The organism is Pseudolabrys sp. (assembly GCF_035943735.1).
Lineage (GTDB): Bacteria > Pseudomonadota > Alphaproteobacteria > Rhizobiales > Xanthobacteraceae > Pseudolabrys.
In genome coordinates this window covers 108,432-125,246 of the sequence record NZ_DASZBV010000005.1, presented here as the reverse complement: position 1 = coordinate 125,246, position 16,815 = coordinate 108,432, and the positions used below count along the sequence as shown (strand labels likewise).

Here is a 16,815-nt window from a genome sequence, read left to right as displayed (position 1 = left end):
TCACCATTCACTGATTACGCCGTCGCGCCCTGCGCCTTCGCGCGACGCAGGTGCTCGTCGAGCCGCGGCAGGATCTCGACGAAGTTGCACGGGCGATAGCGATAGTCGAGCTGGTGCACCAGGATCTCGTCCCAGGCGTCCTTGCAGGCGCCGGGCGAGCCCGGCAGGCAAAAGACGTAAGTGGCGTTGGCGACGCCGGCGGTGGCGCGCGTCTGGATCGCCGAGGTGCCGATCTTCTGGTAGCTGACCATCAGGAAGAGCGTGGCGAAGCCGTCCATCCTTTTTTCGAACAAAGGCTCGACGGCCTCCGGTGTGACGTCGCGGCCGGTGAAGCCGGTGCCTCCGGTCGAAATGACGACGTCGATACCCTTGTCGGCGATCCACGCCTTCACCTGCGCGCGGATCGCCTCGACCTCGTCCTTGACGATCTTGCGGTCGGCCAGCACGTGGCCGGCCTTCTCGATACGTTCGACCAGAGTCGAACCCGATTTGTCGTCGGCGAATTCGCGCGTGTCCGAGACGGTGAGCACCGCGATGCGCAAGGGGACGAATTTTTTCGTCTCATCGATGCCGGGCATGGCTTTATCCTTTTACAGTTCCGCCGCCGCGAACGTATTGCACGCCGACACCTTGCCTTCCTTGAAGCCGGTCGAGAACCAGTGCTGACGCTGCGCCGAGGTGCCGTGCGTGAACGAATCCCGCACCGCATAGCCCTTCGCCTGCATCTGCAGCCGGTCGTCGCCGATGGCGGACGCCGTCTGCAGCGCAGCCGCGATGTCGCTGGGATCGAGCGACTTCCAGCGCGCATTGGAACGGTTGGCCCAGACGCCGGCGAGGCAGTCGGCCTGCAGTTCGATGCGCACCTGGATGCGGTTCGAGGCCGCCTTGCTGCCAGCGGCGCGCTGCATGCTTTCCGCCTTGGGCAGGATGCCGAGCAGGTTCTGCACGTGATGGCCAACCTCGTGCGCGATCACGTAGGCCTCGGCAAATTCGCAGGCCTTGCCCGAGCAACCGTGGAAACGCACCTGTATGTCGCGGAAGAACGACGTGTCGAGGTAGATGCGGCGATCGTTCGGGCAATAGAACGGCCCCATCGCCGATTGCGCCATGCCGCAACCGCCCTGCTCGCCGCCGGTATAGAGACGCAGCCGCGGCGCCTGGTAGGTTTTGCCGCTGTCCTTGAACACGACGGTCCACACGTCCTCGGTGTTGCCGAGCACGGCGGCGACGAAATTGCCGGTGCGGTCGGTCGGCGTACCAGTGCGGTGAGTCGTCTGCTGATAGGGCTGCTGATAAGAGCCGCCGCGATTCATCATCTCGGCGCCGCCGATCAGCACGCTCGGATCGATGCCGAGCGCATAGCCGATGATGCCGAGCACCACGATGGTGCCGATGCCAAGCCCGCCGCCGCCGAACGGCAGGCCGAAGCCGCCGCCCCCGAATCCGCCGCCGCCGCGATCGTCCTCGATGTTGTCGCTGCGGCGGAAATCGTCCCAACGCATGCAAATTCCTCCGTCACCCGTGGCGCCAATATGGTCATTCCACTCGGCGCTTGGAAGCACGCAGCGCTTCAGCGTCCCAATTTGACGCAGAACGGGCGCATGCTACCACCGCTAACCTCTCGTTAAATCGGCAGAATTTGCCCACTCGAAAGCACTTTTCATAAACCGTTTTTTCATTGTCCGCGCGCATGATGCAGGCCTGTCGGTTGTAGGTCCCGCGTCGCCGACCGCGTCGTCTGTGAGTCAGAGTTCTGAGTCATGGTTGTGTCGCGTCGCGGGGCGCCCTCACGGGCGCCCCGTGGAGTTTCCAGCACTCCCTCGCATCGCATCGTCGTCGGCGATTGCGTCGCCGAGATGTCGAAATTGCCGGCGGCGAGCGTCGATCTCGTCTTCGCCGACCCGCCCTACAATCTCCAGCTCGCCAGCGATCTCAAGCGCCCCGACGATTCGCACGTCGACGCCGTCACCGACGACTGGGACAAGTTCGCGAGCTTCAAGGATTACGATGACTTCACCCGCGCCTGGTTGCTGGCCGCCCGGCGTGTGCTCAAGCCATCCGGCACGATCTGGGTGATCGGCAGCTATCACAACATCTTCCGCGTCGGCGCGATGATGCAGGATCTCGGCTTCTGGATCCTCAACGACGTCATCTGGCGCAAGACCAACCCGATGCCGAATTTCCGCGGCCGCCGCTTCACCAATGCGCACGAGACCCTGATCTGGGCGTCGCGCGAGCCGGGCGGCAAGGGCTACACGTTCAACTACGAACTGCTCAAGGCCGGCAACGAGGACATCCAGGTCCGTTCCGACTGGACGCTTCCCTTGTGCACCGGCGACGAGCGGCTCAAGGGCGGCGACGGCAAGAAGCTGCATCCGACGCAGAAGCCGGAAGCGCTGCTCGCCCGCGTCATCCTGTCGTCGTCGCGCGTCGATGACCTCGTGCTCGATCCCTTCTCCGGGACCGGCACCACCGGATCGGTCGCCAAGCATCTCGGCCGGCGCTTCATCGGCTTCGAGCGCGAGACGAAATACGCCAGAGAGGCGCAGAAGCGCATCGACGCGACGCAACAGCTCGAAGCGCCGTCGATCGCGCCCTTCGTCACCGCGCGCGAGGCGCCGCGCGTTCCGTTCTCGGCGCTGATCGAACGCGGGCTGGTGACGCCCGGCGCGCGGCTGACCGATGCCAAGAAGCGCCACAAGGCGCTGGTGCGCGCCGACGGCGCGCTGTCATTCGGCGAGAAGGTCGGCTCGATCCACCGCATTGGCGCGCTGGCTCAAGGCCTGGACGCCTGCAACGGCTGGACCTTCTGGCACGTCGAGACCGACAAGGGTCTCACGCCCATCGACGCCTTCCGCGCCCAGGTGCGCTCGGAGATGAGCGAGGCGGCGGAGTAGCTAGAAATTCGTGAGGAGGCCGCCTTGCGCCTCATCGTTCAATTCAAAGATCACGTGCCTTCAACGAGTGTCGCGTCAATGGTGTCGGGCATCGCCGCCTACGGACTGGTCAATCCGGGCACCGACGATCGAAGTTTTGAAATAGTTGTATTCCGCCCATCCAAGCTGCCGAAGTTGCAGCAGCAACTGACCATATGGGACGAGCACGGCTTCCTTGAATGGTCGCAAGAGGCCTGAAGCTCTATCTGGCCACCACCTCGGCGATCAGCTCCAGCGCCCTTTTCGCAAACGCATCCATGTTGGCGCGGCGGTCGGCGCTGCCGGTCTCGAGCGTGATGGCGCGCTGGATGGGACCTGACACCGCGATGCAGGTGTGGCCCACCGCATCGCCGTAACGGTTGCCGGTCGGCCCCGCCGCGCCGGTCTCGCCGATGCCCCAGCTGGCGCCAAGCCGCTCACGGATGCGGCCCGCGATCAGCAAGGAATAGGCTTCCGTCGACGGCCGCAGCCCCTGCATCTCGGCGTCGCCGATGCCGAGCAGCGCCGAACGCGACGCCTTGGTGTAGACGACGGCGCCGCCGAGGAAGAACGCGGACGCGCCAGGCAGCGCCAGCAGCGCCGCCGCGATCAGGCCGCCGGTGGAGGACTCGGCGATGGCGATCGTCTCCTTCCGCGCGATCAGACACGCGGCGATCCGCTCGGCGAACGGCTTGAGCTCATCCATACCTCAGTCTCCCAGACCGCGGCCGAGTTGGCACAGCACGCGGTAGACGCCGACCTCGGCCTGCGGGAAGACCTTCGCCATGCGCGCGCCGAGCGCTTCCGCCGGCTGCTGCCGCAGCGTGTCGATCATCAGGCAGGCTTTGATCTTCCTGTCGCCGCCGCGCAGCTTCTCTTCCATCGACACCGGGCCGCCCGCCTCGGCAGCGACCCACAATTCAGCAGACGCGATAGCGGGGTCCCTGACCAGATCGTCCATCAACGCCACCAACGCGGCTTCGTCCGCCGCTTCGTTGAAGCGCACCGTCACGGCGTAGCTGCCGCGGAAGTCGCCACGTCGCGCCACGCGCCGGCAGATGGTGCGGTTCATGTTGATGAACACCTCGGACATGACCATCCGCGTCATCGGCGTCGGATTGTCGAGGCGTTCGAGATAGGCCTTCGAGGTCAGCACCTCGGGGCCTTCGACGACATACAAATTGAAATAACGATTGGCGCCCGAAATCGCCTCATGGCGCCTGCCGTAGAGGAAGCCCGGCACGCCGAGCCGCTCGACCAGATGCTCGGTCTGAAACCAGCGATCGAAATCGGCCTCGCGGCCGGGATTGACGTCGTTCCAGATCGCGAGAATGCCCGGCTGCGCGGTCATGGGTCAGCCCTTTGCCCGTGCGACGTTGGCGCTGCGCTCCGGCACGCCGAATTCCTTGCGGCAGATGTCGGCGAGCACGGCGATGCCCTCGCGGATCTCGGCCTGCGAGGGGCTGGCGAAGCACAGCCGCATGCGGCTCTTCGAATGCACCCTGTCCGTCGACCATTCCGGGCCGGGATTAATGGCGACGCCGGCGGCGAGCGCCTTCTGATAGAGCGCCAGCGTGTCGACCTGGTCCGGCAGTTTCACCCACAGGAAGATGCCGCCTTCCGGTTCGGCGAACTCGGCCGCGGTGCCGAACTGCTCGTTCAGCGCCTCCATCAAGGTGTCGAGCTTCTTGCGCAGCGCGACGCGCAGCTGTGGCACGTGCGTCGCGAAATTGTCGCGGCAGTATTCGGCGAGCACCATCTGTTCGAGCGCGCCGGAGCCGGCGTCGGTCTTCAGCGCCAGCATGCGCGACATGATGCTCCACGGCGCGACGATGAAGCCGACGCGCAGCGCCGGCGCGATCGACTTCGAGAACGAACCGATGTGGATCACGTTTTCGGATTTGCCCATGGCGTAGAGCGCGGGCGGCCGGTTGCCGCTCCAGATCAGGTCGGCGTAGCAGTCGTCCTCGACGATCGGCACGCCGTACTCGTCGGCGAGCTTCAGCAGCGCGACGCGGCGCTCCTTGGGCAGGATCGTCCCGGTCGGGTTCTGCACCGTCGGGATGGTGTAGATGAACTTCGGCCGCACGCCCTGGCGCTTCAATTCGGCAAGCGCCGCTTCCAGCGCGTCGATGCGCATCCCGTGCTCATCGAGCGGGATGCCGACGGCGGTGACGCCGAGACGCTGATAGCGCGTCAGCGTGCCCTGATAATTGTCGCGCTCGCAGATCACCGTGTCGCCGCGCCCCAACAGCGCGCCGTTGACCAGGTCGAGCGCCTGCAGCGAGCCGGAGACGATGAGGATATCGTCGGCCGTGCACGCCATGCCGGCGTCGCGCTTCAACTTCGCGGCGAGGAAGTCGCGCAGCGGCCGATAGCCCTGCGGCCCGCTCGCCAGGCCGTAATGCGACAGCGAGCGGCCCTCGCGCGCCAGCACCGCCTGTGCCGCCGCCATCAGGCCGTCGAGCGGCACGGCGTCGGCATCGTTGTTGCCGCCGGTGAAGTTGAACTTCGCCGAGCCGGTCCAGCGCGCCGCCGGCGGCGGTGCGCCGGCCGGCACCAGCGGGGCAAAATCGAACGTCATGGAGATACCCGCTCCGCGTCAACAGCTATCGTCATCCCCGCTTTCGCGGGGATGACCGCAAGCGGTCACTTGGCCGCCACCACCATGATCTCGACCTTGTAGTCGGCGGCGGCGAGGCCGGCCTCGACGGTGGCGCGCGCCGGCGTATTGCCGGCCGACACCCACTTGTCCCACACCGCGTTCATCTCGGCGAAATTCGCCATGTCGGTGATGTAGATGGTGGCCGTCAGCACCTTCGACTTGTCGCTGCCGGCCTTGGCCAGCAGGCCGTCGATCTGGCCGAGAATGTCCCTGGTCTGCTCGGTGACGCTCTTGCCCTTGGCGGCGTCGGCGACGATACCGGCGAGATAGACGGTGTCGCCATGCACCACGGCCTTGCTCATGCGGGCGCCGGGCTCGATCCGCTGGATGCTCATGCGTTTCCTCTGTGTCGAAAGACAAACGGGTCGTCATTTCCCTAGCGATCTTCGCGCCCCTTGGGAACCCGTGCCGGGCTTCCGGCTTAAAGCTGCAGCGGAACTTCCAGGAGGCGACACATGGGCTGGTTCTCACCCGACATCCAGAGCATCGACGACCTGTTCCTGCACACACTGCAGGACATCTATTACGCCGAACATCAGATCGCGAAGGCGCTGCCGGACATGGTGGCAAAGGCGTCCGATGCCGAGCTCAAGAAGAGCTTCAACATGCACCTGCGCCAGACCAAGGGGCAGATCAAACGCCTCGACCGCGCCTTCAAGGCGCTGAAGCAGAAGCCGCAGGGCACGAAGTGCCCGGCCATCGACGGCATCATCGACGAGGCCAACGAGATCGCCGGCGAGATCGACGACAAGGTGGTGCTCAACGCGGCGCTGATCGCGGCGGCGCAGGCGGTCGAACACTACGAGATGACGCGATACGGCACTTTGGTCGCCTGGGCGAAGCTGCTCGGGCACACCTCGGTCGCCAAGCTGCTCGCCATGAACCTCAAGGAGGAGAAGGCGACCGACAAGAAGCTCAGCGGCATCGCGGTGCGCAAGATCAACAAAAAGGCGCTGGCCGCGCAGAAGAAGCGCCAGGCGAAGCGGCCCGGCCGTATCGAGCAGGCGGAGAACGCGGTGCTCGTCGCCGCGGCCGGCATCCCGGCGATCTGAGACTTACTCTGACGGCGCGCTGTCGAGCGCATGCGCAAGCACCTTGCGCATGACGTTCGGCAGCGCCTCGTCGCCGGCGGCGTCGAGCTTGACCCAGCGCGCGCCCTTTGGCGCTTTCGTCGCGCGTGGCACTTGCGCCACGAATACGGTCAGCTCCAGCGGGAAATGCGTGAACACGTGGCGCACCACGCCGCGCAGGCGGCGCCATTTGGCCGCGAGCGGCGCAGCGTCCTCCGCGTCCGCAACATTGAAATCGTGCGTCCAGGCGCTACCCGGCACTTCCGTCATCTTTGCCAGCAGGCCCTTGTCCGGCCGCGTGCGCAGCAGCACCGAGCCATCGGCGCGCAGCGCAACGAAGGCGCAGCCGCGGCGCAGCCGCCCTTCCCGCTTCGGCGCCTTGCGCGGGTAAAGCTCCTGCCCGCCGCGCGCGCGGGCAACACAGGCCTCGCTCCACGGGCACAGTACGCAGGCGGGCTTCTTCGGCGTACAGATGGTGGCGCCGAGATCCATCAAGGCCTGCGCGAAATCGCCGGCGCGGCGCGGCGGCAGCAGCGACGCCGCCAGTTCCTTGATACGCGGCTTCGCCGCCGGCAATTCCTCTTCGACGGCGTAGAGCCGCGTCACCACGCGCTCGACATTGCCATCGACCGGCACCGCCGGCGCGTCGAAGGCAATCGCGGCGACCGCCGCCGCGGTGTAGTCGCCGATACCGGGCAGCGCCCGCAGATCGTCGAGCGTTTCAGGGAACACGCCGCCGTGCCGTTCGACCACTGCTATCGCGCAGGCGTGCAGATTGCGCGCACGGGCGTAATAGCCGAGCCCGGCCCAGGCGCGCAGCACGTCGTCGAGCGTGGCGGCGGCGAGCGCTTCGACCGTCGGCCACTTGTCGAGGAACCGCGCGTAATAGGGTGCAACCGCCTTCACGGTCGTCTGCTGCAGCATGATCTCCGACAGCCAGACGCGGTACGGCGCGGTGCGCGCGCCACGCCGCGCCCGCCACGGCAGCACGCGCGCGTGACGGTCGTACCAGGCGAGCAGCGCCGCGGGATCGGGCGCGTCGAGGCCTTTCTTTCGCGCAGACGAACGGGCTGCTACGGTCATGCGCCGACGATGACACGATTGGCCCCAGCATGAGCAAGCCCGCCCGCAGTTTTCCCCGGCCGCTGTCCGAACTTCTGGCACCAACCCTATCGGGCGTGCTGAAGACGCAAGGTTTCGCCTCGGCCGAGATCCTGTCGCGCTGGGCCGACATCGTCGGGCGTGAGATCGCCGCCTCGAGCGAGCCCTTGAAGATCAACTGGCCGCGCCCGACCGGACGCGAGGAGCAGCCGGACCCCGCCACCCTCATCCTCCGGGTCGAAGGTCCGGCGGCGCTGGAAATCCAGCATCAATCGGCCGTCATCCTGGAACGGGTGAACCGCTTCTTCGGCTGGCAGGCGATCGGCCGCATCGCGCTCCGCCAGGCGCCGCTGCGCCGGCGCGTTGCGCCTGCCCGGCGTCCTACGCTCGATCCGGTGGCCGTCGCGCAGGTCGCCGAAACCTTGCCCGACATCAAGGACGAGCCGCTGCGCGAGGCGCTCGGCCGGCTCGGCGCCGCCATCAAACGAAAGTGAGGCGGCCGGCCACCTTGGCGGAGCGGCCCGCCATTGCCACAATTGTCCAGTCCAGCTAGGGCAAAGGCGACCGGAACCGGGCCCCGTATTTCAGGAGTTCTCCTTGCAGATCAACCGACGCGACTTCTGCCGGCATACCGCCGCGGTGATGCTGGCCTCGACGATGCTCAGCGCCATCCCGTTCTCCTTCGCCGCCGCGGCGCCGCCGGAGCAGGTGCCGATGTCGGACCTGATGAAGCCGGGCGCGCTGCCCGACATGGTCATGGGCAAGGCCGACGCGCCGGTGACCATCGTCGAATACGCCTCGATGACCTGCCCGCATTGCGCCCATTTCCAGGAGACCACGTTCCCGGAACTGAAGAAGCGCTACATCGACACCGGCAAGGTGCGCTACATCTTCCGCGAATTCCCGCTCGACAATCTCGCCGCCGCCGCCTTCATGCTGGCGCGCTGCGCCGGCGAACTCGACTCGGCGAAGTATTACGCGATGATCGACACGATGTTCGCGCAGCAGCAGACATGGGCGGTCGAGAAGCCGATCCCGCCGCTGATGGCGATCGCCAAGCAGGCCGGCTTCACCGAGAAGTCATTCGACGAGTGCCTCGCGAACCAGAAGCTCCTGACCGGCATCGAGGACGTGCGCCAGCGCGGCATCAAGGAATTCCAGGTCGACTCGACGCCGACCTTCTTCATCAACGGCAAGCGCACGGTCGGCGCCGTCACGATCGACGACATGGCCAAGATCATCGACCCGCTGGTCGCGAAGAAGGGCTGAGTCGCTTCCGGCGTCTCCGCACACTCGCTTCGCCTCTCCCATTGGGAGAGGCCGCCGCACGAAGTGCGGCGGGTGAGGGGTTACAAAGCACAAGAGTCGGACCCCCCTCACCCCAACCCTCTCCCCAACGGGGAGAGGGAGTCGGCAGTGCCTGTGGCAGATCTTCGCGTCGGACAGGCACGGTGATCGACTCGCACCGAGGCTCCTGGTGTCGGCCAACGCAAGCCGGCCGGAGCGCTATCCCAAGCATTATTCCCGTCGCGATTTGCAATTAGCCTGGGCAGCCGCCCGCGGTACGCGTTTTCGCCCATTTTCCAGCGTTTTCAAGCGCCCCCGCCCGCTACCGCCGCAATTTCGCCGCCTCTCTCCCGGAAATATCTGGAAAACCACGTGCGATTCGTGCGCCGCTGTTGCCGACGGCCTGCGGGCTGTTCATTCTCCCGGGCAATGCGGTACAGCGATAGCCGTGCAACCGGCCAAGGCCGGAAAAGCACGCACTTCTGTTCACTGCGACGTGCGGCACCGCCTCCGGCCGTTTCCCGCCGGAGCCCGCCAGACGATTCAAGAGAAGTAGACGTATGAAGCTCACCCGGCTGCGCCTCCTCGGCTTCAAGTCGTTCGTGGAACCGACCGATTTCCTGATCGAGCCCGGCCTCACCGGCGTGGTGGGTCCGAACGGCTGCGGCAAGTCCAATCTCGTCGAAGCGCTGCGCTGGGTCATGGGCGAGTCGTCCTACAAGTCCATGCGCGCATCGTCGATGGACGACGTGATCTTCTCCGGCAACACCTCGCGCCCGGCGCGCAACAACGCCGAAGTTGCAATGACGATCGACAATGCCGATCGCGGCGCGCCGGCGGCCTTCAACGACACCGATATGCTGGAGATCGCGCGCCGCATCGAGCGCGAGTCAGGCTCCAACTATCGCATCAACGGCCGCGACGTGCGCGCCCGCGACGTCCAGATCCTGTTCGCCGACGCCTCGACCGGCGCGCGTTCGCCGGCGCTGGTGCATCAGGGCCGCATCGGCGAGATCATCCAGGCCAAGCCCGAGCAGCGCCGCCGCGTGCTGGAAGAAGCCGCCGGCATTTCCGGCCTGCACGCCCGCCGCCACGAGGCCGAGTTGCGGCTCAAGGCTGCGGAAGCCAACCTGCTGCGCGCCGAGGACGTCATCGGCCAGCTCGCCGCGCAGATGGACGCCTTGAAGAAGCAGGCGCGGCAGGCGGTGCGCTATCGCACCGTATCGGCGCAGGTGCGCAAGGCAGAGGCCACACTCTATCACCTGCGGTGGACCGCGGCGGCGATCGAGGTCACCGAGGCCGAGACGGCCAAGGATCTGTGCGTGCGCGAGGTCGCCGCGCGCACCGAGGCCGAGGTCGAAGCCTCGAAGCGGCAGGCGCTTGCCGCCACGTCCCTGCCGGAGCTGCGCGAGGCCGAAGCCGCCGCCGGCGCCGCGCTGCATCGTCTCAATCTGGCGCTCGCCGATCTCGATCGCGAGGAGCAGCGCGCCAGGGACCGTATCGCCGAGCTCGACAAGCGGCTCATCCAGTTCGCCGCCGACAGCGAGCGCGAGCGTCAGCTCGCCGCCGACGCGGACGCCGCCATCGCCCGCATCGTCGCCGAGGAAGAGACGATCCGCGCGGAAGCACACGCCAATGCCGGCCGCCGCTCCGGCGTCGACGTCAAGGTGGCGGAAGCCGATCAGGCGCTGACCGCCGCCGAGAAGATCTTCTCCGAGATCACGTCGAAGCTCGCGGCGCTGACCGCGCAGCGCAACCAGCTCGAAGGCGCGGTGCGCGATCACAGCGCGCGCGCCGCCCGCGCCGACAACGAGATCGCCGGCATCGAGCGCGAACTCGAAGGCCTTAAAGGCACCGACGGTCCCGACCTCGCGGCGCTCGCCGCCGCGGTCGAGGCCGTGCAGCAGGCGGTCGCTGCCGCCGAGACTGCGGCGGTCGACGCCGAGATCGCGCACGCCGCCGCGCGGGCGAAACTGGAGGCCGCGCGCAACCCGCTCGCCGAGGCCGAGCGCCGCGTACAGCGGCTCGAGACCGAAGCCAAGACCTTGTCCAAGGTGCTGGCGGTCGAAACCAAGAACCTGTGGCCGCCGGTGATGGACCACATCTCGGTCGGCAAGGGCTACGAGAAGGCGCTCGGCGCCGCGCTGGGCGACGATCTCGACGCGCCGGCCGATCCGTCGGCGCCGATGCGCTGGATGGGCTCGGCCATCGATCCCACCGATCCGGCGCTGCCGGAAGGCGTCGAACCGCTGTCGAAGCACGTGCAGGCGCCGGCCGAACTGACCCGGCGTTTGAGCCAGATCGGCGTCGTCGACCGCGCCGAGGCGGTGCGGCTGGTGCCGCTGCTCAAGCCTGGCCAGCGCCTCGTCTCCGCCGAAGGCGATCTGTGGCGCTGGGACGGCTTCGCCGCCGCCGCGCATGCGCCGTCGGGGGCTGCCCGTCGGCTGGCCGAGCGCGCCCGCCTCGCCGAGATCGAATCCGAGTTGCAGTTGGCCCGCGCTGAGCTCGATGGCGCGCGTCAGCAGAAGGAAGCCGCCGAAGGTACGCTGCGCACCGCCGCGACGGCCGAGACCGAGGCACGCAATGCTGCGCGCGAGCGCCAGCGCGAGCTCAATGCCGCCCGCGACAAGCACGAAGCGGCCGAGCGCGAAGCCAACCGCAATGCCGCGCGCGTGTCGGCGCTGGAAGAAGCGCGCACGCGCCTCACCACCACGCGCGACGAGGCCGCCGGCGCCCGCGCCGAGGCGGAAGCTGCCCTCGCCGCGCTCGCGCCCGCCGCCGATCTCGAAGCCGAACTCACCACCGTCCGCGAGGACATCACCGGCAGGCGCGCCGTTCTCGCCGACGTGCGCGCCGAACAGCAGGCGATCGTGCGTGAGGCCGAGCTCGCCGACCGCCGCCTCAAGGCGCTCGAGGCCGACAAGACCGCCTCGATGCAGCGCCGCGACGGCGCCACCGCCCAGATTGCGACGCTCGAGAGCCGCAGCGCCGAGGCGCGGGCCGCCCGCGCCGAGCTGGAGAACGCGCCGCAGCAGTTCGCCGAGAAGCGCGACGCACTGATCAGCGAAGTGCAGTTGGCCGAAGCCGACCGCCGCGCCTGCGCCGACCGGCTGCAGGCGGCGGAGAACGCCCAGGCCGAGGCCGATCGCGATGCCCGCGCCGCGCTGGAAGCGGCGAGCCATGCGCGCGAGGAGCTGGCGCGCGCCGAGGAGCGGCACGAGGCCGCCAAGCGCCGCCTCACCGACATTGCGCGCGAGATCCACGACATGCTGGAGACCGAGCCGGCCAATGTCGCGGAGATGGCCGAGCTGAAACCCGAAGACGCCCTGCCCGATCTCGCCGAGACCGAAGCGACGCTCGAGCGGCTGCGCCGCGAGCGCGAGCGTCTGGGCGCCGTCAACCTGCGCGCCGAGGAAGAGCTGACGGAAGTCGAGGCGCAGCACACCTCGCTCACCGCCGAGCGCGACGATCTCGTGCAGGCGATCTCGAAGCTGCGCCAGGGCATCCAGAGCCTCAACCGCGAGGCGCGCGAGCGGCTGCTCGAATCCTTCCAGCAGGTGAACAAGCACTTCCAGCATCTGTTCACGCAGCTGTTCGGCGGCGGTACCGCCGAGTTGCAGCTGATCGAGAGCGAGGACCCGCTCGAGGCCGGTCTCGAGATCCTCGCCCGTCCGCCCGGCAAGAAGCCGGCGACGCTGTCGCTGCTCTCGGGCGGCGAGCAGGCCCTGACCGCCATGGCGCTCATCTTCGCGGTGTTCCTCACCAACCCGGCGCCGATCTGCGTGCTGGACGAGGTGGACGCGCCGCTCGACGACCACAACGTCGAGCGCTTCTGCGACCTGCTCGACGAGATGACCCGGTCGACCGAGACGCGCTTCGTGATCATTACTCATAACCCGATCACCATGGCGCGCATGAACCGGCTCTACGGCGTGACCATGGCCGAACGCGGCGTGTCGCAGCTCGTCTCGGTCGACCTCGAAGCCGCGGTGCGCTTCCGCGAAGCGAGCTGAGGCGGGTTCCAAAGCCCGCCTCCCGACACGACAAAAGTCGCCAAAATAATTCCGGATTTTTGCGAACCGGCAGGAACCAACGGGTCCCGGTGGGGTTATCCGCACGATCAGTTAGTCGGGCGGCTCCCCCCTTACCCCCCGAATAGCCGTCTGGCGAAAGGGCCCCGAGCTTCGGCTCGGGGCCTTTTTTCTTGCGTGCGTTCAAGGACTTCTGCGGAGGCCGCCACGCAATCGTTTGTCGATAGCGCATTACCACTCATCTGAGCTAGGTTCCTTTCCGTCACTCGAACCCGCGAGTTGGGAGCCCTTCTCATGTCCGTCACCGGCTGGATCGTTCTCGGCGTCATCGTCGTGATCGTCATCTGGGCGATCAGCGTCTACAACGGCCTCGTCGCCATGCGGCAGCGCACCGATCAGGCCTTCGCCGACATCGACGTGCAGCTCAAGCAGCGCCACGACCTCATTCCGAACCTGGTGGAGACGGTGAAAGGCTACGCCGCGCACGAGCGCGGCACGCTCGAGGCCGTGGTGCAGGCGCGTAACGCCGCCGTCGCCGCGCCGGGCGTCGAGCAGAAGGTCGCCGCCGAAAACATGCTGACTGGCGCCCTGCGGCAGCTCTTCGCCGTCGCCGAGGCCTATCCCGACCTCAAGGCGAACCAGAACTTCCAGCAGTTGCAGATGGAATTGACCGACATCGAGAACAAGCTCGCCGCCTCGCGCCGGTTCTTCAACAGCGCCGTGCAGGAGTACAACACCGGCATCCAGCAGTTCCCGGCTGCTCTGTTCGCCGGCATGTTCGGCTTCCATGCCAAGACCTTCTTCGATCTCGGCGAGCAGCGCGCCGCGCTCGATCAGGCGCCGAGCGTAAAGTTCTGATGAGCTACGACCTCATCCTTCAAGACGGCCGCTACGCGGCCTCCTCAGGATGAGTTCTCCTCTCATGAGCCCTCATGGTCTCGAACCATGAGGGCGCTCGTGAAAGCCTGAACCATGGCCGCCTACGGTCTCTACACGCACATCCAGTCGAACAAGCGCCGCTCGGTCGCGCTGCTGATCGGGCTGTTCCTGCTCGTCTACGTGCTGGTCTATGCCGGCGCGCTGGTGGCGGAAGCGTTCTCGATCCCCGACGCGCCGATCGACACCCTCATGCGCGCGGCGGTCTACGACTTCGTCAAGGCGGCGCCTTTCGCCACGATCGGCGCGATCGTCTGGATCTTGATCGCCTACAAATTCCATCAGGCGATGATCGACATGGTGACCGGCGCGCATCCGGTCACACGCACCGAGGAGCCGCGGCTCTATAACCTGCTCGAGAACCTCTGCATCTCGCGCGGCATCACCATGCCGACCCTGCGCATTGCCGACGACGACGCGCTCAACGCCTTCGCCACCGGCCTCAATCCGAAGCAGTACTCGATCACGGTGACGCGCGGCCTGATCGACGCGCTCAACGATCAGGAGCTCGAGGCCGTGCTCGGCCACGAGCTCACCCACATCCGCAACGGCGACGTGCGCATGCTGGTGATCGCCGTGGTGATGGCCGGCGCCATCTCCTTCTTCGGCGAGATGATCTTCCGCTTGTTCTTCCAGGCAAGCTTCTACGGCGGTTTCGGCGGCCGCCGCTCGCGCGACGATGGCGACCGCAAAGGCGGCGGCGCGGCCGTCGCCATCATCATCGCCATCGCGCTGGTCGTGGTCGCGTGGGTCCTCGCCATCGTCATTCGTTTCGCGCTGTCGCGGCAGCGCGAATACCTCGCCGATTCCGGCTCGGTCGAGCTGACCAAGAACCCGGACGCCATGATCACCGCGTTGCGCAAGATCGAGGGCCGCGGCGAGCTGGCGCGCGCCAATTCCGCGGTCATGGAGATGTGCATCGACAATCCGCGCGTCGGCTTCGCCAACGTCTTCGACACGCATCCGTCGATCGATGCTCGCTGCGCGGCGCTGGTGAAATTTGCCGGCGGCCACGATCCGGGACCGCTGGCGCTCGACGCGCCGCCGCCGCAAGGCCAGATCGAAAGCGGCCCGCAGGAAGGTCCGTGGGGCCCCGAACCGCAGCAGGGCAATGCGCCGCAAGGGCCCTGGGGCGCAGAGCCCGGGCAAAGCGCCGGCAAGCCGTTCCTGCCGGGTCAGCCGCCGCTTGGCGGTGGCGTTGGCGGTCCGTGGGGCCCGAAGCGGTGAACGCACCGGCGGCGCACTAACTGCCGATTGTATGGCCGGGCTCGTCCCGGCCATCGCGATGAGGCGGGCACACTGCGCTCTTAAGCGAGGTCGCCGGGACAGACCCGGCGACGACACGCCATCAATGCCCCTCGAACGAGATCAGCGTCCGCACCGGCACGCCGAGGCCGCGCAGCTTCGCGGCGCCGCCGAGCTCTGGCAGGTCGATGACGAAGCAGGCGGCCAGCACTTCAGCCCCGAGTTGACGCAGCAGCTTCACCGCCGCCTCGGCCGTGCCGCCGGTGGCGATCAGATCGTCGACCAGCACAACGCGCTCGCCCGAGACCAGCGCATCGGCGTGCATCTCGATGACATCCTCGCCGTATTCGAGCGCGTAAGTCATGCTCACCCTTTTATGGGGCAGCTTGCCCTTCTTGCGGATCGGCACGAAGCCGGCCGATACCTGATGCGCCACCGCGCCGCCGAGGATGAAGCCGCGCGCCTCGATGCCGGCGACCTTGTCGATCTTGGAGCCGGCCCAGGGCTGCACCAGTTCGTCGACCGCGCGACGGAAGGCGCGCGCATTGCCGAGCAGCGTGGTGATGTCGCGAAATACGATCCCCTTTTTCGGATAGTCGGGGATCGAGCGGATCGCGTCGCGCAGGTCGAGGGTCGGACTATCCATGGATCACGCTTGCTTGATTGCTCGGCACGGGGGGCCCGCACCGACACCGGACGGCCGGCGTTCGGGCGCCGCCAGTGGTAAAAGACATGGCTGGCCGGGACAAGCCTGCGCATACCGGAAAACGCAGGCATTTTCGGTCAGGTACGCCTTGGCACCTGGCTGCCGTCTCGCGCGCCCACGCGACTGTGATGAGCGGCGCGGAAGGAAAGCCACAGTCTGGCACCCAGATGACCGGGCGATGGACTGGGGGCGCTCAAGACAGCCGAGTGATTGAATGACCCAACACAGAAACCGAACCAGACTCCTGGCCGCGATCGCCACACTGTTCGCGCTCAGCCCTTTGCCCGCTTTAGCTGCCACGCCAATCAACCTGCGGGGCACGATCACCAGCATTAGCGGCAATACCATCGACATCAAAGAGACCGATGGCAGCACGGCCGCCGTCCGCCTGGCCGACGATGCGGCCATCGTCTCGGTCGCCAAAGCGAGCCTTTCCGACATCAAGCCGGGAAGCTACATCGGCACTGCGGCGACGCCGCGGACCGACGGCACGTTGCAGGCGATCGAGGTTCACATCTTTCCGAAATCGATGCGTGGCGCCGGCGAAGGCACGCGCGCCTGGGATCTCAAACCGAAAAGCAGCATGACCAACGGAACGGTGGGCCGACGCCCCGGCCGTGTCACCGACAACAAGGTCAACAAGGTCGAAGGCAATACCATCACCGTCGACTACAAAGGCGGCGCGAAGGTTGTCGAGATCACGCCCAGCACCAAGGTCGTTTCGCTGGAGCCCGGCAACCGCGCCGAGCTCAAGCCGGACGCGCGGATATTTGTCGTCGGCGCGACCAAAAATGGCGACGGTTCGCTGGAAGCGCATCGCATCACTGTCGGCACGAAAGATCTGCCGCCGCCGATGTGA

Annotated in this window: 16 protein-coding genes and 1 pseudogene; 9 read left to right on the top strand and 8 right to left on the bottom strand. The window is 67.0% G+C overall.

Going from position 1 to position 16,815, the window contains the following annotated elements:
• Window positions 1-14 precede the first annotated feature (14 nt).
• Complete coding sequence (moaB, locus tag VGV41_RS02475) at window positions 15-578, bottom strand: molybdenum cofactor biosynthesis protein B (RefSeq protein WP_326862060.1); 564 nt, start codon at window positions 576-578, stop codon at window positions 15-17.
• Window positions 579-590: 12 nt separating this feature from the next.
• On the bottom strand, window positions 591-1,502 hold the full coding sequence (gene ypfJ / locus VGV41_RS02470; protein WP_326862059.1) for a KPN_02809 family neutral zinc metallopeptidase: 912 nt from the start codon (window positions 1,500-1,502) through the stop codon (window positions 591-593).
• Between the two features lie 258 nt (window positions 1,503-1,760).
• On the opposite strand from ypfJ, the gene VGV41_RS02465 reads away from it, so the two are divergent.
• Together VGV41_RS02465 and VGV41_RS02460 are read left to right on the top strand one after the other, a co-directional pair.
• Window positions 1,761-2,897, top strand: a complete 1,137-nt coding sequence (locus VGV41_RS02465) for a site-specific DNA-methyltransferase (protein WP_326862058.1) — start codon at window positions 1,761-1,763, stop codon at window positions 2,895-2,897.
• A 24-nt stretch (window positions 2,898-2,921) separates the two neighbouring features.
• Window positions 2,922-3,134 (top strand): hypothetical protein, encoded by a 213-nt coding sequence (locus VGV41_RS02460; protein ID WP_326862057.1) that lies wholly within the window; start codon window positions 2,922-2,924, stop codon window positions 3,132-3,134.
• Between the two features lie 4 nt (window positions 3,135-3,138).
• On the opposite strand, the gene VGV41_RS02455 is transcribed toward VGV41_RS02460, so the two are convergent.
• From VGV41_RS02455 to VGV41_RS02440, 4 genes are read right to left on the bottom strand one after another with little or no spacing between them, the layout of a single operon-like run.
• Window positions 3,139-3,621: a CinA family protein gene (locus VGV41_RS02455; RefSeq protein ID WP_326862056.1), complete on the bottom strand. Its 483-nt coding sequence runs from the start codon at window positions 3,619-3,621 to the stop codon at window positions 3,139-3,141.
• 3 nt (window positions 3,622-3,624) lie between these two features.
• On the bottom strand, window positions 3,625-4,266 hold the full coding sequence (locus VGV41_RS02450; RefSeq protein ID WP_326862055.1) for a hypothetical protein: 642 nt from the start codon (window positions 4,264-4,266) through the stop codon (window positions 3,625-3,627).
• Window positions 4,267-4,269: 3 nt separating this feature from the next.
• The gene (locus tag VGV41_RS02445) at window positions 4,270-5,505 is read right to left on the bottom strand and encodes a PLP-dependent aminotransferase family protein (protein WP_326862182.1); all 1,236 of its coding nucleotides are present in this window, start codon (window positions 5,503-5,505) and stop codon (window positions 4,270-4,272) included.
• A gap of 59 nt (window positions 5,506-5,564) precedes the next feature.
• On the bottom strand, window positions 5,565-5,915 hold the full coding sequence (locus VGV41_RS02440) for a RidA family protein (RefSeq protein WP_326862054.1): 351 nt from the start codon (window positions 5,913-5,915) through the stop codon (window positions 5,565-5,567).
• Between the two features lie 120 nt (window positions 5,916-6,035).
• Here VGV41_RS02440 and VGV41_RS02435 point away from each other — a divergent pair.
• Window positions 6,036-6,533: pseudogene (locus VGV41_RS02435) on the top strand (ferritin-like domain-containing protein); the annotation flags it as partial.
• Window positions 6,534-6,635: 102 nt separating this feature from the next.
• Here VGV41_RS02435 and mutY read toward each other — a convergent pair.
• The gene (gene mutY / locus VGV41_RS02430) at window positions 6,636-7,733 is read right to left on the bottom strand and encodes an A/G-specific adenine glycosylase (RefSeq protein WP_326862053.1); all 1,098 of its coding nucleotides are present in this window, start codon (window positions 7,731-7,733) and stop codon (window positions 6,636-6,638) included.
• 29 nt (window positions 7,734-7,762) lie between these two features.
• Here mutY and VGV41_RS02425 point away from each other — a divergent pair, with 29 nt between their 5' ends.
• The 5 genes from VGV41_RS02425 to VGV41_RS02405 all read left to right on the top strand — a co-directional run bounded on the left by VGV41_RS02425 (window position 7,763) and on the right by VGV41_RS02405 (window position 15,232).
• Window positions 7,763-8,245 (top strand): DUF721 domain-containing protein, encoded by a 483-nt coding sequence (locus VGV41_RS02425; protein ID WP_326862052.1) that lies wholly within the window; start codon window positions 7,763-7,765, stop codon window positions 8,243-8,245.
• Window positions 8,246-8,348: 103 nt separating this feature from the next.
• The gene (locus VGV41_RS02420) at window positions 8,349-9,020 is read left to right on the top strand and encodes a DsbA family protein (protein WP_326862051.1); all 672 of its coding nucleotides are present in this window, start codon (window positions 8,349-8,351) and stop codon (window positions 9,018-9,020) included.
• 578 nt (window positions 9,021-9,598) lie between these two features.
• Complete coding sequence (smc, locus tag VGV41_RS02415) at window positions 9,599-13,051, top strand: chromosome segregation protein SMC (RefSeq protein ID WP_326862050.1); 3,453 nt, start codon at window positions 9,599-9,601, stop codon at window positions 13,049-13,051.
• Window positions 13,052-13,363: 312 nt separating this feature from the next.
• Complete coding sequence (locus tag VGV41_RS02410) at window positions 13,364-13,927, top strand: LemA family protein (RefSeq protein WP_326862049.1); 564 nt, start codon at window positions 13,364-13,366, stop codon at window positions 13,925-13,927.
• Between the two features lie 114 nt (window positions 13,928-14,041).
• Complete coding sequence (locus tag VGV41_RS02405; RefSeq protein ID WP_326862048.1) at window positions 14,042-15,232, top strand: M48 family metalloprotease; 1,191 nt, start codon at window positions 14,042-14,044, stop codon at window positions 15,230-15,232.
• Between the two features lie 121 nt (window positions 15,233-15,353).
• On the opposite strand, the gene VGV41_RS02400 is transcribed toward VGV41_RS02405, so the two are convergent.
• On the bottom strand, window positions 15,354-15,896 hold the full coding sequence (locus VGV41_RS02400) for an adenine phosphoribosyltransferase (protein ID WP_326862047.1): 543 nt from the start codon (window positions 15,894-15,896) through the stop codon (window positions 15,354-15,356).
• 274 nt (window positions 15,897-16,170) lie between these two features.
• On the opposite strand from VGV41_RS02400, the gene VGV41_RS02395 reads away from it, so the two are divergent.
• On the top strand, window positions 16,171-16,815 hold the full coding sequence (locus VGV41_RS02395; RefSeq protein ID WP_326862046.1) for a DUF5666 domain-containing protein: 645 nt from the start codon (window positions 16,171-16,173) through the stop codon (window positions 16,813-16,815).